Genomic DNA, 20,929 nt, shown 5'->3' on the forward strand with positions numbered 1-20,929 from the left:
GAGACGGTTGCGACCTGTTTGGCTCAATACGATTTGGCCAGCACATATTCGATATCCTGGCCACGGGCTTTGAAAGCGAGCTTTAACCACCGCCCTGCCGCATCGTACCAGAGCGTGACATCAATATCGGAATCCAGCAGGTATCGGGTCGCCTCGACCTGTCTGCCCGCGGCGGTAATGGTCTCGCGCCCTTGCTCGGACACAGCCACGTCAAGTATTTCTCCATTGCCCGTGGACAGGAGTTTCGAAACCTGGGTCTCGGCGAAATTCCAATGGCTGGACGGAATGATCGACGCGGGAACCTCACCCTCGAATTTCGTGCCATCGACATCCAGCTTGTCGCCACTCCGCACGGCCTGGACAAATCCCTCATCCCCATCATCATTCACCTCGCCAGAGAGCGAGACGAGCTTTCCGTCTTGCCAGACTTCAATGGCGTTGAGTTCATATTTGAATACGGTGATGGGACCGAAACCCGCCTTCAAATTCACATTCGTTTTGGCGATAAGCCGCCCCTCCCCATCCTGCTCAAACTTGACCGAATGCGAGCCGAAAGGCTTGCCCTTCCGCAACACGTTGAACTTGATTACGTCACCGGGCTTCGGTGACCAGGTGGCGTCAGAGGATTTCGCCAGCGCAGGTGCTGTCAGCAGCGCAATAGAAGCCAGGGCAAGCAAGAAAAAGCGTTTCATTGAAAATATCTCCAGAACTTGCTGGGCCGATGAGCCACGAAACAGATACAACTTTCATCGCCTACCGCTGCAGGCTTGTGACGCAGTCCCGGCTCTCCCAGGACCAGATCGCCGCGCGTATAGGTGCCGTGTCCATCTGTAAAACGCCCGGACAGGACGACGGTTGCTTCAAGGCCGCCATGGCCGTGCATCGGCGCACTTTTGCCAGGCTCAAGCTTCATGAATTTCGTGCCCGGCGCTCCGGCCGGGGCGTAGTGAACGCCGGACAGGCCACGCCGCCACTGTAACTGGTTACCTGAGCGGGAAAGAATTTCGCCAACCGATACATGCGAGGATGGGGCAGGCCGCCTCCGATGCCCGCCAAATACGGGAGATGGTGCAGAAAGAGACTCTTCCAACAACGCACCACCAATCATCGCCCACAAATCGGCCGCTTCGGCCCCGTTCGCACTCAACGAGACATGCAGGTCTGCCGCAATCGCAAAAGATTCCGGGTGGTTTCCGGCAACATGGTCCATCATGAAGGCGATATAGGTGTCGGTGCGGGTCAAGCAGGTCGTCCTGTACAGGCTGGTCAGTTCCTCACTCGGTACGCTGGAAGCAGGCAAACGGATCACCTGCGCCTGCGGTCTTTACGGCTGTTGTGAAAGCAGCCCGGCCGCACTAGCTTCGTTTCAAGGACAAACGACCAGAATTGGACTCTACCTGATGAAGTTTCATCGCTCGGTAATCGACCTTATCGGCAACACCCCCCTGCTTCGCCTGAACCAGGCTTCAGACGAAACCGGCTGCGAAATCCTGGGAAAGTGCGAATTCCTCAATCCCGGACAGTCCGTCAAAGACCGGCCTGCGCTCGGAATTGTACGCGATGCGGAAGCGGCCGGCGAGTTGAAGCCGGGCGGCACCATCGTCGAGGGGACTGCGGGCAATACCGGGATCGGACTTGCTCTGGTTGGGGGAGCGCTCGGCTATCGCGTCGTCATCGTCATGCCCCGCACGCAGAGCCAGGAAAAGAAAGACGCAATCCGCCTGCTCGGCGCTGAGCTGATTGAGGTCGACGCCGTCCCGTACAAGAACCCGAACAATTATCAGCACTTTTCAAAACGCCTCGCGGAAGATCTCGCAAAGTCCGAACCGAATGGGGCCATCTGGGCCAACCAGTTCGACAATGTCTCAAACCGCAAGGCGCACTATGACACGACAGGCCAGGAAATCTGGACCCAGACTGACGGCAAGCTTGACGCCTTTATCTGCGCGGTCGGGTCCGGCGGCACGCTGGGCGGCGTATCGATGGCGCTGAAGGAGAAGAACAAGGACATCCAGATTGGCATCGCCGATCCGGGCGGCGCCGCGCTGTATGAGTATTACAAGACTGGCGAACTGAAGTCTGAAGGCACGTCCATCACCGAAGGCATCGGCCAAGGCCGGATCACCGCAAACCTGGAAGGGATCGAAGTAGACCGCGCCTATCGCTGCGCGGACGAAGAGGCCCTCACCATCCTGTTCGACCTCGTGCAGAATGAAGGGCTCTGTCTGGGCGGCTCGGCCGGGATCAACGTCGCGGGCGCAGTGCAAATGGCAAAGGACCTCGGACCGGGGCACACCATCGTCACGATGCTCTGCGACTATGGCACCCGCTACCAGTCGAAGCTCTACAATCCCGATTTCCTGCGATCAAAGGACCTGCCGGTCCCAACCTGGATGGAGGCCTGAATCATGGAATCCGGAGACCCACTCGTCACCGCCGAATGGCTCAAAGACCATATCTCCGCGCCCGATGTCCGAGTTGTGGATGCCACCTGGTTCGCACCCTTCCTCAATATGAAGAAGACCGGGCGCCAGGCCTGGGCCGAGAGCCACATACCGGGGTCGGTCTATTTTGACATCGATGCGATCAAGGCGGGCGGTACTGACCTGCCCCACATGCTGCCGGACCCGGTCATGTTCTCATCCCGCGTCCGCAAACTGGGCCTCGGCGATGGCAACCGGATCATCGTCTACGACCAGTTCAATTTCTTCGCCTCCGCGCGTGTCTGGTGGATGCTTCGCGTGATGGGCCAACGAGACGTGAAAGTCCTGGATGGCGGGCTAAGGGCATGGACCGAAGCCGGCGGCGAAATCGAGGATTTGCCTCCGGTCCCGGTTGAGCGGCATTTCACCGCGCGCGTACGGTCAGATCTCATCAAGGATGCAGAGCAAATGCTGGCCGCTTCCAAGAGCGGCTTCCCCACGATCATTGACTCCCGGTCCGCCGAGCGCTTTTCAGGCGAGGCGCCGGAGCCCAGAGAAGGCCTGCCCTCCGGCCATATTCCGGGCAGCGTATGCCTGCCGTCGGAGAGACTTCGTACCCCTGATGGCAAGATGAAATCGGCCGAAGAGCTTGCCAAACTGTTCCCGAACCCATCCTCCACAACGATCGCGACCTGCGGGTCAGGTGTCTCGGCCGCCGTCGTCGCGCTCGCGCTTGCCCGGCTCGGCAATTGGGACGTCGCGGTCTATGACGGATCGTGGACAGAATGGGCGTCCGACGGATCCCGCCCCATCGCCACGGGCCCGGCATGACGAAGGACACCGCGACACGCCTCATCCATACGCGTGGCCGCCGGATGGATCAGAAAACAGTCAATCCGCCGATCGAACGGGCCTCAACTGTTTTATTCGACACCGCTTCAGATCTCTATGGGGCCCAGCCCGGTTATGGCCGCATGGGCCTCACCGTCCATCGTGAACTCGAAGCCGCGCTATGCGTGCTGGAGAATGCCACCCATGCCAAGCTCACCGCGAATGGGCTTCAGGCCTGCGCGCTCGCCATCGGCAGCCAGGTCAAGGCAGGCGACCACGTCCTCTTCACTGATTCCGCCTACGGACCGACCGCGCGGTATCTCGAACGCCGCCTCGACAGGATGGGGGTAGGAGCCACCCGCTTCGATCCGCGCTGCGGTGCAGCCATTTCAAACCTGATCAAACCGAACACACGCATTATCTATCTGGAATCCCCCGGCTCACTCACCTTCGAGATCAGCGACACGCCAGCCATCGTTGAGATCGCCCAGAAGCGGGGTATCTGCACCATTCTGGACAATACGTGGGGCGCAGGCCTGCTGCACAAGCCGCTCGACCTCGGCGTCGACATCTCCGTTCAGGCGCTGACCAAATATGCCGTTGGCCATGCCGATATATTCGGCGGTGCGGTCATGAGCCGTGACAAGCGGGTGGCGCAACAGATCATCGATTGCGGCGAGGATTGGGGCATCAGCCTCGCTCCGGACGATGCCTATACGGCGCTGCGCGGCCTGCGCAGCCTGAAGACGCGCATGGACGCGCACGAGGCAGCTGGCCTCAAGCTCGCCCAATGGCTGTCAGGCCGCGCCGAAGTCTCGCAGGTGCTGCATCCGGCGCTCGAAGAGCATCCCGACCACGCATTGTGGAAACGAGACTTCTCCGGCTCCAACGGCCTGTTTTCCGTCATTCTCGAAGCCGTAGATCCCGCTGTCCTCAAACGCTTCTTTGACGCGCTTGAACTCTTTTCCATGGGCTTTTCCTGGGGTGGCTTTGAAAGCCTGATCATCCCCTGTGACCCGCAACTGAAACGGGCAAAAGGCCATTGGATTGAACAAAAGGACGGCCCCTTGCTACGTATTCATGTGGGTCTTGAGGGGACGGATGACCTAATTGCCGACCTGGAAGCAGGGTTCGAGGCAATGAGGGGAAGCTGAATGCAGCTGGGGGCGCGAAAGATCGGCCTGTTTCTGGGGCCAGCGCTGGCTGCGCTGATGCTGCTTGTCGGCGCACCAGAGGGCCTGAGCAATGCGGCGTGGGGCACAGGTGCGCTCATGGTCCTGATGGCCGTCTGGTGGGCGACCGAAGCCATCCCGATCCCTGCCACCTCCCTGTTGCCTTTGTTCGTCCTGCCGCTGGTCGGCGCGGGCTCGCCGTCCCAGACCGGCAGTGACTACGCCAATCACATTGTCATCCTGTTGCTCGGCGGGTTCATCGTCGCGCTGGGCATTGAGCGCTGGAATTTGCACAAGCGCATTGCGCTGAACGTCATCAGCCGGGTCGGCACGTCACCTGGCGCTATCGTATTCGGCTTCATGCTGGCCACCGCTGTCCTGTCGATGTGGATTTCCAACACCGCCTCGACTCTGATGATGGTGCCCATCGCCATTTCCGCCAGCGCCGTGCTCGGAAACGTTTCAAAAAATTTCACCACCGCGCTGATGCTTGGCATTTGCTACGCGGCTTCGATTGGCGGGGTCGCGACGCCGATTGGCACGCCAACAAATCTGATCGCGATCAGCTGGCTGCAGACCGAAGCGGGCGCCCATATCGGCTTTGCCCAATGGATGGCTTTCGGCCTGCCGGCCATGGCGCTGCTGTTGCCCGTGGCGTGGTGGAACGTCACGCGCGGTATGCCAATCCATTCCGAAAATGCCCAAACCGTGTCAGCTCATGTCAAATCCCAGCTGATCGATATCGGCAAGATGACCCTCCAGGAAAAGCGTGTGGCCATCGTATTTGGAATTACGGCGACCCTCTGGTTGCTCAGACTGCCCATTCAGCTTTTCCTTGAAGCCTCCGGCGTAGAGCTGCTGGCAAATTATGGCGGCGCGGAAGTCGACATGATGATCGCCATTTTTGGTGGGGTGCTCATGTTTCTCGTTCCGGCGGGCGGCGGCGAAGACCGCGGCCTGCTTGACTGGAAGGAAGCTGAACAAATCCCCTGGGGCGTGCTGCTCCTGTTTGGCGGCGGCATCGCCATGGGCAAGGCCATATCGCGTACGGGACTCTCGGAATGGATCGGGGCAAATCTGCGGATACTCGATGTCTTGCCGCCTCTGGTCTTTATCGTGATCGTAGTCGCACTGGTCATCTTCCTGACCGAAGTGACCTCCAATGTAGCCACCATGACGACGCTCGCGCCCGTGCTCGGCTCTCTGGCCATCGCGCTTGGCACAGCCCCGGAAAGCCTGTTGGGACCTGCCGCCATCGCCGCATCCTGCGCGTTCATGCTGCCGGTGGCCACAGCGCCGAATGCCATCGTCTACGGGACAGGCCACATCACCATCCAGCAGATGATCCGCAAGGGTTTCTATATCAATTTGGCAGGTATCGTGATCATTGCCGCGGTCGGCTACTGGATCGCGCCGCTGGTCCTGTAGAGGAATTCAGCGCAATCGCCGAATTCCTCTACTTTCGACAAGCCTGCGTCCCTCAATCCCAGCCCCGTCTGCAATCAGAGATACAGGGCCAAGCTGAACGCCACCTGAACTTAAGTTAATTTAGGCAGCGGGCGGTTCGCTGACCTGAACCATCAGCTTGCCAAGGTTCTTCCCTTCAAAAAGGCGCGACAGGCTGGCAGGCGCATTTTCCAGACCGTCAACAATATCGGTCTCGAACTTGATCTTGCCGGCCATCAGCCATTGGGCCATTTGCTGAATGCCCTCCGGGAAGCGAGGGAAATAGTCGATCACGATGAAGCCCTTGAGCAGCGTCCGCCGCATCAGCAAATTCGAGAAATTGTACGGCCCCGGCACCGGATCTGTCGCATTATAGGTGCTGATCAGGCCGCACAGGGGCATGCGGGAAAAGTCATTCAGGCGTGCAATCACCTGGTCCATGATCTTACCGCCGACATTTTCGAAATTGATGTCGATGCCATTCGGGCAATGTTTGTCCAGCGCCGCGCCGACATCCTGGGTTTTGTAATTGATGGCCGCGTCAAAGCCGGCTGTCTCGGTCAGCCATTTGCACTTTTCGGCGCTGCCCGCGATGCCGACAACGCGGCAGCCCTGGATCTTTGCGATCTGGCCGACCATGGAGCCGACCGCGCCCGCCGCCGCAGAGACGACCACGGTCTCGCCAGCCTTCGGCTTGCCAATATCCATCAGGCCGAAATAGGCCGTCATGCCAGTTGCGCCGAGCGGGCCCATATAGGCGGTCAGCGGCACACCCGGCAGGCGCGGCAGGGCATTCAGCGAACTACCGGGAAGATTCGAATAAAGGGACCAGGTGCCGAGCCCGGTATTGACGATGTCGCCCTCTTTCAGGCCATCAAACCGACTTTCGGTGACAACGGCCAACCCGCCGCCGCGCATGGCATCGCCAATGCCGACCGGCGGCAAATAGCCATCCACATCGCTCATCCAGATGCGATTGGTCGGGTCGAGCGAGAGGTAGATCAGGCGCGTGCGCACCTCGCCTTCTTCCAGAGGCGCGAGCGGCGACTCGACCAGTTCGAGATCTCCCTCCTTCAGGTCACCCACAGGCCGCTGGCGCAATACCCAGCTCTTGTTCATCTCGGTCATGTGTATCCTCCCTCATTTTGGCAGGGAGGCTAGGTCAAATCCCGATTACTGCAAGACACCGCGTCGCGTCATCCACCAAGCATAGGCCAACAGCAAGGCCCCGATCAGGATGATGATGGCTGCGAATGCAGGGTTCGACGCCCCTTCCGGAACATCCTTCAGCGACATGCCGTGGATCATCGAGGCCAGCGCGGCAACCAGGGAAATCGCGAACGCCCACACGGCGAAGCGGCTGCGCAGGAGCAGCAGGATGGAGCCGACAAAGGCGCCCCAGACTCCGAATGCCCAGATCACATATTGCCAGACAGGAAACGAATAGAAAAAGGCCTGTTGCTCTTCGGTAAAGTTTGACATGTACGGCGCCCAATGCGTCACCGTGGCGGTGTAATCGAATATCCCGATCGCATTCCACAAGGTGGCCAGAATGCTCACCACCCAGAGATGCCAGGGCGTGCCGGCGGTTTTTGGTTCCAGTGTCTCGCTCATCATTCCCTCCCAGAATATGGGGCACAGTTTATGCTCCGGCGGCACGTTCGGCAAATCCGCACAGGTGCGGGTGCATTCCACCTGTCCGGATGGGTGACGCCGCGCATGACACGGGCTACACATTCGGCCAGCAAAGGATTCCCGAACCATGGCCACTGCCCCCGTCGACAAGGACAGTCATCTCTATCTGGTGGATGCCAGCGCCTACATCTTCCGCGCCTTCCACGCCCTGCCCCCGTTGACCCGTGCGAGCGACGATCTGCCAATCGGCGCTGTGAGCGGTTTCTGCAACATGCTGTTCAAGCTGCTGGAAGATTTGAAGGGCGATGAGCGGCCCACCCATTTCGCCTGCATCTTTGACAAATCCTCGATCACCTTCCGGAACGAATTGTACGACCAGTACAAGGCCAACCGGTCCGAACCGCCGGAAGAACTGCGCCCGCAATTCCCGCTCGTGCGCCGCGCCGCTGAGGCCTTTGCGGCCCATGCCATCGAGAAGGAAGGCTTCGAGGCAGACGATCTGATCGCCACCTATTCCCGTCAGGCGGAGGCCAAGGGCGCGCGCGTCACGATTGTCTCGTCCGACAAGGATCTGATGCAACTGGTCTCTGATACCGTCGTCATGCTCGACACGATGAAGAACAAGACGCTGGGGCGGGAGGCCGTGTTCGAGAAATTTGGCGTCGGCCCGGAGAAGGTTGTCGATATCCAGTCGCTCGCGGGGGACAGCGTCGACAATGTGCCCGGTGCGCCCGGCATTGGCGTGAAGACAGCCGCCCAGCTGCTGGACACCTATGGCGACCTCGAAACCCTTCTCGCGCGCGCCGAAGAGATCAAGCAGCCGAAGCGTCGCCAGACCTTGATCGAGAATGCCGATTTGATCCGCATTTCCAAGCAATTGGTGACGCTCAAGGATGACGTGCCGCTGGACGTGCCGCTGGAAGACCTTGCCGTGCAGGACCCTGATCCGGACACGCTGATCAATTTCCTGGAGGAAATGGAATTTCGCACCATCACCCGCCGCGTACGCGAAATGATGGAACTGGAAGGCGCAATTGAATCCGCCCAGCCGGCCGCAGACCCGATCGACCGGAGCAAATATATCTGCATCCGCGATTTCGAAGAGCTGGAAGAATGGATCTCCCGCGCAACCAAGCAAGGCTTCGTGGCGGTCGACACGGAAACCGACAGTCTCGATTCGATCACCGCCAATCTTGTCGGGGTCTCGCTCGCCCTGTCACCCAACGAGGCCTGCTACGTCCCGCTCGCCCATGTCGATCCTAACAATGCGGGTGACGGCGACATGTTCGGCGCGGATCCGCCCCGCCAGATTCGTATGACGGATGCCCTGCGTGCGCTGAAACCGATGCTCGAAGACCCGTCCGTCTTAAAAATTGGCCAGAACATCAAATACGACCTCTCGGTTTTCGCCACGCACAAGATCAATGTCGCGCCTATCGATGATACGATGCTGCTCTCCTACGTCCTGAATGCCGGCAAGCACAATCACGGCATGGACACGCTGTCGGAACGCTACCTCGAACATGCCACCATTCCGTTCAAGGAGATTGCCGGAACCGGCAAGTCCCAGGTGACGTTCGATCGCATCGCGCTTGACAAGGCGACCGAGTACGCCGCCGAAGATGCTGACATCACGCTGCGTCTCTGGCAGGTTTTCAAACCCCAGCTGCGCACGGAAAAGGTCACGACGGTTTACGAGACGCTGGAACGGCCGCTCGTCCCCGTCCTTGCCCGCATGGAGCAGGAGGGGATCAAAGTCGACCGCGATCATCTCTCCCGCCTGTCGTCCGATTTCTCCCAGCGCATGGCCGCGCTGGAGGCCGAGGCGTATGAACAGGCCGGGCGCGAATTCAATATCGGCAGCCCGAAACAGCTCGGCGAAATCCTGTTCGACGAGATGGGCCTGGAAGGTGGCAAGAAGACCAAGACCGGCGCCTGGCAGACTGATGCCGACGTGCTCGAAAGCCTCGCCGCGGAGGGCCATCCCCTGCCCCGCACCATCGTCGACTGGCGCACCCTGTCCAAGCTCCGCTCGACCTATACCGAAGCGCTACAGGCGGCCATCAATCCGGCCACAGGGCGCGTCCATACCAGCTTTTCCATGGCGGTTGCACAGACCGGACGCCTCTCTTCCACCGACCCGAACCTGCAAAACATCCCGGTCCGCACCGAGGAAGGCCGCAAGATCCGCGAAGCCTTCATTGCGGATGAAGGCAACGTACTGGTCAGCGCGGACTATAGCCAGATCGAACTGCGCATCCTGGCCCACATCGCCGACATCGATGCGCTGAAGACGGCCTTCAAGGATGGGCTCGACATCCATGCCATGACGGCAAGCGAGATGTTCGGCGTACCCATCGAAGGCATGGACCCGATGGTCCGCCGTCAGGCGAAGGCGATCAATTTCGGCATCATCTATGGCATTTCCGGGTTTGGCCTCGCGCGCCAGCTCGGCATTCCGCAGGGCGAAGCCAGCGAATACATCAAGACCTATTTCAAACGCTTCCCCGGCATCCGGGCATATATGGACGAAACCAAGGCGTTTGCAAAAGAACATGGCTATGTGACGACCGCCTACGGACGGAAGATCAATCTTGCGGGCATCAAGTCGAAAGGCCCGCAACGCTCCTTCGCCGAGCGCCAGGCGATCAACGCGCCGATCCAGGGCTCAGCCGCCGACATCATCAAGCGTGCGATGATCCGCATGCCGGAGACTCTTGCCAAGGCGGGCCTGTCGGCGCGCATGTTGTTGCAGGTGCATGATGAACTTGTTTTCGAGTGCCCCGAACAGGAAGCCGACAAATTGATCGAAATCGTCCGCACCACCATGCAAGGGGCAGCCGGGCCAGCCTTGCACCTGTCTGTGCCGCTGGTTGTGGACGCGCGCGCCGCGAAGAACTGGGCCGAGGCGCACTAGCAACCTAACCAAGTTTTCACACTGGCTCTTGCCTCCCTCATGTTACCGTTCTCGAAGCGTCACTGAGGGGAGCAGGGTCATGTTACGCGCTATTGTTATCAGCGGTATTATCTGGGCCATCTCAGGTGCGGCAATGGCGGAAACCGATTTGTCGCTCCTCCGGACACAGATCGATACGGCAATCGCCCAGGAAGACGTTGTCGCACTGAAGTCTGCTTTCGATCCGGATATCCAGATCATGCCGGAATTCCAGAAGACAATGGTGGGCCCGGACGTTGCCACCCGCTATTACAAGACCCTGTTTGACGGCATTGACATCGCGCAGTTCGAAAAGACCCTGACGGAAACGATCCCCATCGACAACCTCCGCGTCGACATTGGCGCGTTCCGCCTTGCCTACATACCTGCCGGCTCGCCTTCGAGCGACCTGGCGGAAATTTCAGGATCGTATTTCGACATCTGGCAGGAAGACGCATCGGGAAACTACACCCTGCTCACACAGGGGTGGAATTTTGATGAAGCCTATCCCGACATCCGAAATTCCAAACTCTTCGACGCGTTGCCCGGCGTGCACATGGCCTTTACGCCCTCTGCGCCGGTCGGTTCAGGCGTCTCCTTCGATCTGGCGGCCGTAAATCAATTCAACGACGCAGCCATGCTAAGGCACCAGCCCGACATTCTATACCATGTCTATGCGGAGGATGCCGTGATGATGCCCCATGACAGCCCACCCGTGGAAGGGCGAGAGGCGATCAGGGTCTTTCTCGAAGACTACACTTCCCACTGGCCCTCGTTCGATTACATCAAATCGACCGCCCACAGGATTGAGGGAACCTCGCCCTTCGTGCTATCTTACCAGTCCTACAATCTGCGCTGGGATTCGCTGGACAATTCCGGCATTTCCATCGGAAAAGGCATTCGCATCCTGAAACGCGATGATGCCGGGTCGCTGCGCACCTATCGGATCATCTCCATGCACGACCAGTAGCCGGAACAGCGGTCCACGAGCAAAATGCAGCTGTAACTGCTCATCATTCTGGCACTAATCTACGTTAATGTGTAGGTAAATTTTCCCACACCTCCCTTATCCCGCTGGTTCACACAGCACTCGGATCATTTAACTGGGCAATCGCTGGCATAAGCGGGAGCTCTTGCGGAAATGCAGGACATGTCAGGTCAGAGCCCTTCGATCACGAGAAATGACACGTCCCTGAAGGACACACACAAGGACATTTACGTTCTGACCGGCGCGGTCATTGCGCTCTGCTCCATCGTGCTGCTCGGATGGACCTTCCAGTTCGGATACCTGACTTCTCCCAATTCCAACTGGGCGGCGATGGTCCCCAGCACGGCCGCCCTCATGATAGGCGCCGCCGTTGCGCTTATCCTGACCCTGAGCGTTATGGGACGCCGGACGAAATGGCTGGTCTGGACACTCGCATGTCTTGTTGTCGGCCTCGCCTGCCTCGATCAGTTTCTCTATCTGCGCGTCAATGGCGCAGGCCTCGATGGAAATATCTTCGAGGGATTTCGTGAATCTTCAAAGCAGATGATGTCGACGATGACGGCGTTTTGTTTCTCGTGCCTGGGGACAAGCATAATCCTTCAGCCCAGTCAGCGCCGTTGGGGACAATGCGCGCTGCTGATACTCGCGAGCATTGGCTTCATCATATCCACTGTGGGCCTGCTAGGACATTTGTTTGATGCCAGTGCCTTTTACAGTGTCTCGCTCTTCCGGGCGATGTCACTCCAAACATCCGTGGCCTTCTTTCTGATATTTCTCTCGATACTGCTCAGCCGCCGGGACATTGGCTGGATGAAGGTCTTCGTGGGACAAGGTCCCGGAAGCCGGAACGCGCGCCGTCTCGTGATCCCCCTGATCGGTATCCCGGTGGGTCTGTGCTATGCCGCGCTTGTACTCTCGAAGGCAGGTCTGCTGAATCAGAATTTCAGCCTCAGCCTGATCGCCACCATCATGATTGCCGCGCTGTTTATCGCGCTGCTCGTTCTGGCGACGAACCAGAACCGCGCGCACCATCAACAATCTGATCTGATCGGGCAGCTCACCCAGACAGTCACCGACAGGGACCTTTTGCTCAGTGAAGTCTATCACCGTGTGAAGAACAATTTGCAGCAGATCAACGCGCTGCTGTTCATTCAGGGCCGGAGCCTGTCCAATCAGGAATCCAAAGATGCCCTGAGGTCCATCTCCGGCCGGATCGAGTCTCTCGGGGTCGTGCAGAACCTGTTGCTCGCCTCACCCACTCGCACCAATCTGAGCGCCGGTGACTTCTTCGGGGAACTCTGCGGACGTCTGGAGCGCGGATTAGGTGGCGGCGCATCTCATACCCGACTTGTGACCGAAGTTTCAGACCGCAAGATCACGCTGGATGCGGCCATCACGCTAGGCCTTCTGATCAACGAACTGGTCTCGAACGCATTCAAGCACGCATTCGATTACGACGCGCTAAGCGGGACATCGCCAGGCGTCATTACAGTTTCGTTCGAATCGAACGGATCAGACAGCATCCTGACAGTCTCCGACAATGGGAAAGGCCTGAGGGATCCCGAAGCGGGAAACCTGCCAGAGGGAAGCTCGGGCTCCGCAATCATTACAGCGCTCACGGCCCAGTTGTCCGGCGTCCTCGAGGTCCGTTCCAAGAATGGCACCACCACCCGTATCCGTATCCCAAGCGACCGATTGGAGCCCACCTCATGACTAATCAACCTCGCGTCGTCATCGTTGAAGACGACGCCCTCATCGCGCTTTTCCTCCAAGGCACATGCGAACAATTCGGGGCTCTGGTCGTGGGCACCGCTGCAGATGGCGAAAGCGCGCTGCGTGCCCTGCGCGAGAAAAAGCCGTCCCATGTGCTGATGGACATGCGGCTGAATGGCTCCATGGATGGGGTCGATATCGGCAAGGCGATCTCACCGGAACAACCCGACCTGAAGGTCATTTATGTGACAGGATCGAACGAGCCCGCGACACTGGAGCGTATTTCGCAGAACCATCCCTATCGGGTTCTGATCAAGCCGGTAACTCCAGATCAGTTGAAAGAAGCGCTCAGCTAGTCTGCGCAGTCTCCCAATCTCCCTTAAATTGCCGTAATGTGAGCCTTCGCTCGCCTTGATCCCTTGATTTCATTGTAATTGCATTGAAGGAGGGCTTTTGCCGTGACGCGAACCATGTTTGAACACCGTAATGCGAGACGGCCAGATCCCGTTCACGGATATGCGTTGGCTGAGAAGGATAGAGCGATGACGACATTGGCGCTGGTGGATGATGACGAGAACATCGTTGCGTCCCTGAAAATCTTCTTCGAGGCCGAAGGCTATAATGTGCGCACCTATCATGATGGGGAGGCGGCCCTGCCGGCGCTCACGGAGACGCCACCGGACATCGCAATCCTGGACGTGAAGATGCCCCGGATGGACGGTATGGAGCTGCTGCGGCGCCTCCGCCAGACTTCCGAACTGCCGGTCATCTTCCTCACGTCCAAGGACGAGGAAATCGACGAAGTCATCGGCTTCAATATCGGCGCGGACGATTTCGTCCGCAAGCCCTGTTCCAACCGCCTCCTGGCCGAACGCGTGAAAGCGGTGCTTCGCCGGGCTCGCGGCGGTGTGGCAGGCTCTGAAGACGGCGACCAGAAGCCAATCGTGCGCGGCAAGCTGACTCTCGACCCGAACCGCCATGCCTGCACCTGGGATGGCCATCCGGTCCGTCTGACAGTGACGGAATTCCTGATCCTGCAGGCGCTCGCCCAGCGTCCCGGCTATGTTAAAAGCCGCGACCAGTTGATGGACGCCGCCTATGACGACCAGATCTATGTCGACGACCGCACCATCGACAGCCACATCAAGCGCCTTCGCAAGAAGTTTCGCGAAGTGACGGATGAATTCGACGCGATCGAGACCCTGTATGGCGTCGGTTACCGCTACACCGAATAAGCGCGGGATCACCGAGCTCTATATCGGCGGGGCGGGTGACACCCGCACACGCCTCGTGGCCGCCTACGCGGATGAACGTCAGCGCAAATTCGCCCACCAGGCGCACCATGATGCGCACTATTTCCCTCATTATGCGTCCCGGCGCATCCATCATATCGCCCGGCGCGACGCCGAGATCGGGCGCAAGCTCGTCCTCATCGGCCATAGCTGGGGCGGCGACACCGCGCTGCGCGTGCTGAAGGCCATGCGACCAATTTCGGTGGATTTGCTTGTCTGTGTGGACCCTGTTCCGAAATCCCGCCTCAACCCGCCCCCGATGCCGCGCAACGCCGACATGATCATCCATGTCGATGCCCGGCCAAGCTATCCAAACCGGTCCGACCAGGTGAAAGGGATGGGGCAATGGTTTGGCGGAACGTTGCATCGCCGCCTGTCAGCGGCGCATGCCCTGATCACCGCCGACCTGAACCATTTCGCGTTCGCCCAAATGATGTTCGCGCCCGGAGAGGACGGCCTGTCCGCCGCCGATCATGTCGAGCGGATCGGCCAGCCTACACGCCCCAAAGCCGCAAGCTCCAGTTCGGCAAGCTGAGGACCAGCAGTATGAATCCAAGCCCAACCAAGAAGCTCAGCGGTGAATACACCCGGCGATTGAGCGTCAGGAAAGGCATTTCAGGGGCTGAACGCTCGAAAGCTGGCAGGATTCCGATGACACCGCGTCCAAGGAATACGAGTCCGGCTATTAGTCCCGCCAAGCTCAGCAAGCCTTTCTGGACCAGGGACGGCAGGGGCAGGGTTACATATCCACCCAGCATGGCTGCCAGGATAGCGGCCGCAAACAGGCAGAAGGCCACCACCATGCAGGACAGGGCGGACGGCATTCTGGTAATTCCCCGACGCCCAACCACGGCGCGGGCAAGGGCCTGCTCGTTCGCACAGGGGAAAGTGCTGCCAAAGGCCCACAGCAGGTGCAGGCAGCCCAGCACGAACAGCACGATCACCAGAATGGGAGAAATGATTGGTGCAATCATGACGACACTCCTAGGGCGCGGCCCGGCGAGTAAAATGCGCCACCCACTTGCCGTTCCCTCCATCATTCAATAGCCAGACACGAGACTAACACAAGCAATAGGATAACTTCATGGCAGACCCGGAAAACACGCTTCTCCTCGAAACCTCCAAGGGCTCGGTGAAAATCGACCTGCGTCCGGACCTGGCTCCCGGCCATGTCGAGCGGATCAAGGAACTGGCCCGCGAAGGCTTTTATGATGGCATCGTCTTCCACCGCGTGATCGACGGCTTCATGGCCCAAGTCGGATGCCCGCAAGGCACGGGGATGGGCGGCTCCTCCAAACCGGACCTGAAAGCGGAATTCAACGCAGAGCCCCATGTTCGCGGCACCTGCTCAATGGCCCGCACATCGGCCCCCAACTCGGCCAACAGCCAGTTCTTCATCTGCTTTGATGATGCCAGCTTCCTGAACCGCCAGTACACGGTCTGGGGCCAGGTCAGTGAAGGCATGGACGTCATCGACCAGCTGGCAAAGGGTGAACCACCCCGCATTCCCGACAAGATTGTCAGCATGAAGGTGGCTGCTGACGCCTGATTTCAGGCAGGCAGGTAAGCCGGAATGACGGACAGGAAAATCAGGCGAAAAGCGATCGCGCGCCACGGGTCGAAAATCTTTGGCTCGCGCATTGCTCGTCTGATTTTCGCGTCCAACCTTGCCGGCCTTGCCATCCTGATCATCGGCGCGATGGTCCTGAACGAGATGCGCGCCGGCTTCGTCGTCTCAAAGAAACAGGACCTCGTTGCCCAGGCACAGATCTTCACCAGCCTGCTGGGCGATGACGCCACCACGCCCGCGCCCAAACTCGACGAAGACGCCGCCCGGCAGACCATTGTCCGCCTGAACCTGCCGGAGCGGGTACGCGCCCGCATCTACTCTCCCGATGGCGAACTGGTCGGCGACAGCTTCTATCTCTCCGAGCGAGTCGACATAGACGCCCTGCCTCCCTTGCAGGAACCCAGCAGCTTCGCCCGCCTCGGTGCCAATCTGTCGGAATGGGCCAGCAACACACTGGGGCCCATCATGCCCCGGCGTGGCTCCGACGCCCTTGTCGCCCAGAGTTTCGAGGAGGAATTCGAGATTGCGGTCCGCGGACAGGAAGCTGCCAGCCAGCGTTTCTCCGATCGCGGCCAGCGGATCATCTCCGTCTCCATGCCGGTCCAGCGCGTCTCGGCCGTTGTCGGCGTCCTGACACTGGAATCGAACGACATTGACGAGATCATCCGCGCTGAACGCGCCGCCCTCATCCCCTTTATCGGGGTCGCCGTACTCGTGGCGTTCATCACATCAATCCTGCTCACCCTCGGCATCGCCCGGCCGCTCCGGCGCCTGTCAATTGCGGCCGACCGTATCCGGTCGGGCGCGTCCGACCGGATCGACATTCCGGCCTTGACCAATCGCAAGGATGAAATCGGCAATCTCGCCGCCTCGATGCAGAGCATGACCGAAGCCTTGCTGGAGCGGATCGAGGCGAATGAACAATTCGCTGCCGATGTTGCCCATGAATTGAAGAACCCCCTCACCTCTATCCGCTCGGCCGTTGAAACTGCTGACCGTGTGCAGGACGACCCGGTCGCGCTAGAGCGCCTGCGGCAGGTCATCGCCCAGGATGTGAAACGGCTGGATCGTCTGATTACAGATATTTCCAACGCATCCCGTATCGAAGCGGAAATGACGCGCGTGCCGACCGAACAGATGGATATTGCCGGCTTCGTTCACGATGTCGTCCAGACCTATGAAGCCTTCAGCCGTGAAGAGGGCGCCGTCTCGGTCCACTATCGCGACGACACGATGGGGGCACGGCTTCTGGTCAGAGGCCGCGACGGCCCCCTCGGCCAAGTGGTGCGCAACCTGATCGACAATGCCCGCTCCTTCTCGCCAGCTGGCGGGCAGGTCAATGTCATCGTCGACCAGTCGAATGACGGTCCACAGACCATTGCCCGCATCATGATCGAGGATAGCGGCCCCGGCGTGCCGGAAGACAAGCTCGAAAAGATCTTCAGCCGCTTCTATACAGATCGCCCGGCCGGAACTGCCTTTGGCAACAATTCCGGTCTCGGTCTTTCGATTGTCCAGCAGATCGTGACGACCCATCGCGGCAAGGTCTGGGCCGAGAACCGCGCAGAAGGGGGCGCGCGGTTCGTCGTTGACCTACCGGCGATGTAAGCCGTTAGCGGTTCTGGCGGTTGTTGATCAGATCGTCGACAACTTCAGGCTCGGCCAATGTCGATGTATCGCCAAGATTTGAATACTCGTTCTCGGCAATCTTGCGCAGGATCCGTCGCATGATCTTGCCGGACCGCGTCTTGGGCAGGCCCGGCGCGATCTGGATCAGGTCAGGGCTGGCAATCGGGCCGATTTCCTGACGCACATGCTGGATCAAATTCTTGACCAGCGCATCGTCCACCTCAACGCCTTGGCGCAGCGTCACATAGGCATAGATGCCTTGTCCCTTCACATCATGCGGATAGCCGACCACGGCCGCCTCAGCGACGGCGTCATGACTCACCAGGGCGCTTTCGACCTCTGCTGTCCCCATCCGGTGCCCGGAGACATTGATGACATCATCCACACGCCCCGTGATCCAGTAGAAACCGTCCTCGTCACGGCGACAGCCATCACCCGTGAAATAGGTTCCGGGGTAGGCCGTGAAATACGTGTCGATGAAACGCTGATGATCGCCATAGACCGTGCGCATCTGGCCGGGCCAGCTGTCGGTAATCAGCAGATTTCCGTCGGTTGCGCCTTCCAGCACATTGCCCTCTGCGTCCACCAGAACAGGCTTGACGCCGAAGAAGGGATGGCTACCGGCGCCGGGCTTCATGTCGGTGGTTCCGGGTAGAGGCACAATCATGGTGCCGCCCGTCTCGGTCTGCCACCATGTGTCGACAATCGGACACCGCGCTTCGCCCACAACGTGAAAATACCATTCCCAAGCCTCCGGGTTGATCGGTTCGCCGACGGTGCCCAACAGACGGAGGGATTTTCGGGATGTCTTGTTCACCGGCCCCTCGCCTTCGCGCATCAGGGCGCGGATGGCGGTTGGCGCCGTATAGAAGATGGTGACATTCTGCTCGTCGCAGACCTGCCAGAAGCGTGAGGCGTCCGGATAGGTCGGCACCCCCTCGAAGACGAGGCTCGTCGCCCCATTCGCAAGCGGTCCGTACACGATATAGGTATGGCCGGTCACCCAGCCGACATCGGCCGAACACCAGAAGACATCATCTTCCTTCAGATCGAAGACATATTCATGTGTCATCGACGCCCAGACCAGATAGCCGCCGGTTGTGTGCAGCACACCTTTCGGCTGGCCGGTCGACCCCGACGTGTAGAGGATGAAGAGCGGGTCTTCGGCATTCATCGGCTCAGGTGGGCAGTCCGACGAAATGCCTTCGGCGGCCTCATGAAGCCAATAGTCCCGGCCTTCCTTCATGCCGACCTCAGCGCCGGTCCGCTTCACGACCAGCATCTTCTCGACCATGCCGCCGGCAATCTCGGCCGCCTTGTCCGCGTTCACTTTCAACGGCACACGGCGCCCCCCGCGAACGCCCTCATCGGCTGTGATCAGGAATTTGGATTCGCAATCCGTAATCCGGCCGGAGAGCGCTTCCGGGCTGAAGCCACCGAACACGATGGAATGCACGGCGCCGATCCGCGTGCAGGCCAGCATGGCATATGTGGCTTCCAGGATCATCGGCATGTAGATCGTGACCCGGTCGCCTTTCTTCACGCCCATCTTCTTCAGGACGTTCGCGAACTTGCAAACGGCCGTATGAAGCTGGCGATAGGTCATCTTGTGGGTATTGCCGGGCTCATCGCCCTCCCAGATCAGGGCCACCTTGTCGCCCCGCGTTTCCAAATGCCGGTCAAGGCAGTTGGCCGATACATTCAACACGCCATCGGAAAACCACTTCACATGCAGGTCGCCCGTCTCCCAGGAGACATCCTTCACCACCGTGTAGGGCTTGATCCAGTCGAGCCGCTTGCCGTGCTCACCCCAGAAAGCTTCCGGGTCGGAGATCGAGGCCTCATACATTTCGCGATACTTTTCCGGGGTCAGGTTCGCTTTTGCTGCAAACTCCGCCGGTACCGGATATATCTTTTGTGCGTCGCTCATGAATGGCTCTCCGTCTGGCATGTTTGTCCTCCTGTCAGAATGCATACTTTGTGGAGAAGGTGAACCGTGTGATCGACCCATCCGCGCCACTTTCCTCTTCGCGGATGCCGTGCAGCAGCTCTGTGCCCAGCGTCACATTCGGGGCAACATCCCACAGGATTGCGCCAAATACCGACTGCACCGAAGAGGTCACGCCACCGCCCATATACTCCGGATTGTCGATGAACAGGCCGGAATAGCCGCCACTGAAACGCGCGGTCTCGCCGAATGGGTGACGCCACGCTACAAGGCCGCCATAGCTCGGGATCGCCTCCAGATCGCCATTCGGGTCCAGCGCCGTGGAGCGGCTGGCCGCCAGGCCGACATACCGGCCGATGCCTTCCCCGCCGACCAGGTTGAAGCGCAAATCGTCCTTCTCACCCATCATGAGCCGACCGGAAACACTGAGCCCGTAGCCGAAGGCTTCGTCTTCCTCTGTGCCGAAATCTGCGCGCAATTGCCGCGCGATACCCGCAATGGATACGTTGCCGAAATCACCGGTCATATTGTAGCGCGCGACCACATCCGGGATGAGGTTCTCGTCACGCGAGCCCGCATTGAGCGTTGTCGTATTCGGGTTCTCGACCGCGAATTGCCAATTGCCATTCGTATAGCGGATCTGTGGCTGGCGCACGAACACCATGCCATCCGACAGGATCAGGAAGCTCGCGCTTTCAGGGATGGCGGATGTGTTCTGGAAGGTCGACCATTCCTGTCCGACCAGCCAGTTCTTGTATTTCATGAAGGCGCGGCGCAGACGCGGCGAATAGGAGTTCGAGACAAGCTCATTGCCTTGTCCTGACCCCAGAAAGTCCATTTCGATATGCGCGCTCAGAGTGTCGTCTCCCACCGGACGTGAGGCCGACAGGAAGAACCGTGAGGATTCTGCAGTGAAGTCCGTGAACGATGTTTCTTCTCCCCCGATGGGCGTCGCGCTTGGAATGTAGAAATCGCGCGCGATGGAGCTGCCGGCGATGGCGCCGTCGCTGAGCGAGGTGACGTGAACATCCGCATCGACGAAGCCGCCGAATTTCAGTGTCGTGTCGCCAACCAGGAACCCGTCAGTCTTGGGCGCAGGCGCAGCGGCAGGGGCTTCGGTAACCGTGCGTTCAATCCGCACGACGTCTTCTTCCCGGCTCGCCCGTTCAGTGGCCAACTCGGTCTTGAGTTCGGAGACCATCGCCTCCAGCGCCGCTATCCGATCTTCCAGCGACGTATCCTGCGCCACCGCACCTAATGCGACGACAACCGAGACCGATGACAACATCAGCACCTTCAACGCTCGTGACATGATTTCCTCCCTCTATTTTTTGTGTGAGGGAAGTA

General features: G+C 59.5%; 19 protein-coding genes. 12 read left to right on the forward strand and 7 right to left on the reverse strand.

The genetic code is table 11. From position 1 onward, the window contains the following. Positions 1 to 23 precede the first annotated feature (23 nt). Together V7660_RS07710 and V7660_RS07715 are read right to left on the reverse strand one after the other, a co-directional pair. The gene (locus V7660_RS07710) at positions 24 to 692 is read right to left on the reverse strand and encodes a DUF6134 family protein (protein ID WP_335602494.1); all 669 of its coding nucleotides are present in this window, start codon (positions 690 to 692) and stop codon (positions 24 to 26) included. Continuing rightward, positions 689 to 1,243, reverse strand: coding sequence for a cupin domain-containing protein (locus V7660_RS07715; RefSeq protein WP_335602495.1), 555 nt, complete (start codon positions 1,241 to 1,243; stop codon positions 689 to 691). The genes V7660_RS07710 and V7660_RS07715 overlap by 4 nt, the downstream gene beginning before the upstream one ends. Positions 1,244 to 1,400: 157 nt before the next feature. Here V7660_RS07715 and V7660_RS07720 point away from each other — a divergent pair, with 157 nt between their 5' ends. Genes V7660_RS07720 through V7660_RS07735 form a run of 4 tightly spaced genes read left to right on the forward strand, consistent with a single transcriptional unit; the run spans position 1,401 to position 5,854 of the window. After that, on the forward strand, positions 1,401 to 2,405 hold the full coding sequence (locus V7660_RS07720; RefSeq protein ID WP_335602496.1) for a cysteine synthase A: 1,005 nt from the start codon (positions 1,401 to 1,403) through the stop codon (positions 2,403 to 2,405). A 3-nt stretch (positions 2,406 to 2,408) separates the two neighbouring features. Beyond that, a complete protein-coding gene (locus tag V7660_RS07725) occupies positions 2,409 to 3,254 on the forward strand; it encodes a sulfurtransferase (RefSeq protein ID WP_335602497.1) in 846 nt (281 codons plus the stop codon). Beyond that, positions 3,251 to 4,408 carry a cystathionine beta-lyase gene (gene metC / locus V7660_RS07730; protein ID WP_335602498.1) on the forward strand — a complete coding sequence of 386 codons (1,158 nt, stop codon included), beginning with the start codon at positions 3,251 to 3,253 and terminating at the stop codon, positions 4,406 to 4,408. The genes V7660_RS07725 and metC overlap by 4 nt, the downstream gene beginning before the upstream one ends. Further along, positions 4,409 to 5,854: an SLC13 family permease gene (locus V7660_RS07735; protein ID WP_335602499.1), complete on the forward strand. Its 1,446-nt coding sequence runs from the start codon at positions 4,409 to 4,411 to the stop codon at positions 5,852 to 5,854. A 120-nt stretch (positions 5,855 to 5,974) separates the two neighbouring features. On the opposite strand, the gene V7660_RS07740 is transcribed toward V7660_RS07735, so the two are convergent. Further along, the gene (locus V7660_RS07740; protein WP_442910036.1) at positions 5,975 to 6,991 is read right to left on the reverse strand and encodes an NADP-dependent oxidoreductase; all 1,017 of its coding nucleotides are present in this window, start codon (positions 6,989 to 6,991) and stop codon (positions 5,975 to 5,977) included. Positions 6,992 to 7,045: 54 nt separating this feature from the next. Further along, on the reverse strand, positions 7,046 to 7,486 hold the full coding sequence (locus V7660_RS07745) for a hypothetical protein (protein WP_335602501.1): 441 nt from the start codon (positions 7,484 to 7,486) through the stop codon (positions 7,046 to 7,048). Between the two features lie 148 nt (positions 7,487 to 7,634). On the opposite strand from V7660_RS07745, the gene polA reads away from it, so the two are divergent. From polA to V7660_RS07775, 6 genes are all read left to right on the forward strand, one after another. Beyond that, positions 7,635 to 10,424, forward strand: coding sequence for a DNA polymerase I (gene polA / locus V7660_RS07750; protein ID WP_335602502.1), 2,790 nt, complete (start codon positions 7,635 to 7,637; stop codon positions 10,422 to 10,424). 79 nt (positions 10,425 to 10,503) lie between these two features. Continuing rightward, complete coding sequence (locus tag V7660_RS07755; RefSeq protein WP_335602503.1) at positions 10,504 to 11,412, forward strand: hypothetical protein; 909 nt, start codon at positions 10,504 to 10,506, stop codon at positions 11,410 to 11,412. 180 nt (positions 11,413 to 11,592) lie between these two features. Next, a complete protein-coding gene (locus V7660_RS07760; protein ID WP_335602504.1) occupies positions 11,593 to 13,143 on the forward strand; it encodes a sensor histidine kinase in 1,551 nt (516 codons plus the stop codon). Then, the gene (locus V7660_RS07765; RefSeq protein WP_335602505.1) at positions 13,140 to 13,499 is read left to right on the forward strand and encodes a response regulator; all 360 of its coding nucleotides are present in this window, start codon (positions 13,140 to 13,142) and stop codon (positions 13,497 to 13,499) included. Before V7660_RS07760 ends, V7660_RS07765 begins: the two co-directional genes overlap by 4 nt. Before the next feature lie 186 nt (positions 13,500 to 13,685). After that, complete coding sequence (locus V7660_RS07770; protein ID WP_335602507.1) at positions 13,686 to 14,378, forward strand: response regulator transcription factor; 693 nt, start codon at positions 13,686 to 13,688, stop codon at positions 14,376 to 14,378. Next, on the forward strand, positions 14,350 to 14,970 hold the full coding sequence (locus tag V7660_RS07775; RefSeq protein WP_335602508.1) for a hypothetical protein: 621 nt from the start codon (positions 14,350 to 14,352) through the stop codon (positions 14,968 to 14,970). Before V7660_RS07770 ends, V7660_RS07775 begins: the two co-directional genes overlap by 29 nt. On the opposite strand, the gene V7660_RS07780 is transcribed toward V7660_RS07775, so the two are convergent. After that, complete coding sequence (locus tag V7660_RS07780; protein ID WP_335602509.1) at positions 14,930 to 15,409, reverse strand: DUF3995 domain-containing protein; 480 nt, start codon at positions 15,407 to 15,409, stop codon at positions 14,930 to 14,932. The two genes, V7660_RS07775 and V7660_RS07780, sit on opposite strands and share 41 nt — an antisense overlap. A gap of 110 nt (positions 15,410 to 15,519) precedes the next feature. Here V7660_RS07780 and V7660_RS07785 point away from each other — a divergent pair, with 110 nt between their 5' ends. Together V7660_RS07785 and V7660_RS07790 are read left to right on the forward strand one after the other, a co-directional pair. Further along, entirely contained in the window at positions 15,520 to 15,984 is a 465-nt protein-coding gene (locus V7660_RS07785) for a peptidylprolyl isomerase (RefSeq protein WP_335602510.1), read from the forward strand. Between the two features lie 24 nt (positions 15,985 to 16,008). Next, entirely contained in the window at positions 16,009 to 17,613 is a 1,605-nt protein-coding gene (locus tag V7660_RS07790) for a stimulus-sensing domain-containing protein (protein ID WP_335602511.1), read from the forward strand. A gap of 4 nt (positions 17,614 to 17,617) precedes the next feature. Here V7660_RS07790 and acs read toward each other — a convergent pair whose 3' ends face one another. Beyond that, positions 17,618 to 19,564: an acetate--CoA ligase gene (gene acs, locus V7660_RS07795; RefSeq protein WP_335602512.1), complete on the reverse strand. Its 1,947-nt coding sequence runs from the start codon at positions 19,562 to 19,564 to the stop codon at positions 17,618 to 17,620. Between the two features lie 34 nt (positions 19,565 to 19,598). After that, on the reverse strand, positions 19,599 to 20,894 hold the full coding sequence (locus tag V7660_RS07800; protein WP_335602513.1) for a DcaP family trimeric outer membrane transporter: 1,296 nt from the start codon (positions 20,892 to 20,894) through the stop codon (positions 19,599 to 19,601). Positions 20,895 to 20,929: the final 35 nt, after the last annotated feature.

The organism is Hyphomonas sp., from assembly GCF_036964145.1.
In the GTDB taxonomy this organism is placed as follows: Bacteria; Pseudomonadota; Alphaproteobacteria; order Caulobacterales; family Hyphomonadaceae; genus Hyphomonas.

Excerpts from the sequence above, each read along its gene's own strand:
- V7660_RS07800 (WP_335602513.1), bottom strand. The coding sequence starts at position 20,894 with ATGTCACGAGCGTTGAAGGTGCTGATGTTGTCATCGGTCTCGGTTGTC.
- V7660_RS07740 (WP_442910036.1), bottom strand. The coding sequence starts at position 6,991 with ATGAACAAGAGCTGGGTATTGCGCCAGCGGCCTGTGGGTGACCTGAAG.
- V7660_RS07790 (WP_335602511.1), top strand. The coding sequence starts at position 16,009 with ATGACGGACAGGAAAATCAGGCGAAAAGCGATCGCGCGCCACGGGTCG.
- V7660_RS07735 (WP_335602499.1), top strand. The coding sequence starts at position 4,409 with ATGCAGCTGGGGGCGCGAAAGATCGGCCTGTTTCTGGGGCCAGCGCTG.
- V7660_RS07755 (WP_335602503.1), top strand. The coding sequence starts at position 10,504 with ATGTTACGCGCTATTGTTATCAGCGGTATTATCTGGGCCATCTCAGGT.
- V7660_RS07775 (WP_335602508.1), top strand. The coding sequence starts at position 14,350 with ATGGCGTCGGTTACCGCTACACCGAATAAGCGCGGGATCACCGAGCTC.
- V7660_RS07780 (WP_335602509.1), bottom strand. The coding sequence starts at position 15,409 with ATGATTGCACCAATCATTTCTCCCATTCTGGTGATCGTGCTGTTCGTG.
- V7660_RS07785 (WP_335602510.1), top strand. The coding sequence starts at position 15,520 with ATGGCAGACCCGGAAAACACGCTTCTCCTCGAAACCTCCAAGGGCTCG.
- V7660_RS07765 (WP_335602505.1), top strand. The coding sequence starts at position 13,140 with ATGACTAATCAACCTCGCGTCGTCATCGTTGAAGACGACGCCCTCATC.
- V7660_RS07720 (WP_335602496.1), top strand. The coding sequence starts at position 1,401 with ATGAAGTTTCATCGCTCGGTAATCGACCTTATCGGCAACACCCCCCTG.
- V7660_RS07710 (WP_335602494.1), bottom strand. The coding sequence starts at position 692 with ATGAAACGCTTTTTCTTGCTTGCCCTGGCTTCTATTGCGCTGCTGACA.
- V7660_RS07725 (WP_335602497.1), top strand. The coding sequence starts at position 2,409 with ATGGAATCCGGAGACCCACTCGTCACCGCCGAATGGCTCAAAGACCAT.
- metC (WP_335602498.1), top strand. The coding sequence starts at position 3,251 with ATGACGAAGGACACCGCGACACGCCTCATCCATACGCGTGGCCGCCGG.
- polA (WP_335602502.1), top strand. The coding sequence starts at position 7,635 with ATGGCCACTGCCCCCGTCGACAAGGACAGTCATCTCTATCTGGTGGAT.
- V7660_RS07770 (WP_335602507.1), top strand. The coding sequence starts at position 13,686 with ATGACGACATTGGCGCTGGTGGATGATGACGAGAACATCGTTGCGTCC.
- V7660_RS07745 (WP_335602501.1), bottom strand. The coding sequence starts at position 7,486 with ATGAGCGAGACACTGGAACCAAAAACCGCCGGCACGCCCTGGCATCTC.
- V7660_RS07760 (WP_335602504.1), top strand. The coding sequence starts at position 11,593 with ATGTCAGGTCAGAGCCCTTCGATCACGAGAAATGACACGTCCCTGAAG.
- acs (WP_335602512.1), bottom strand. The coding sequence starts at position 19,564 with ATGAGCGACGCACAAAAGATATATCCGGTACCGGCGGAGTTTGCAGCA.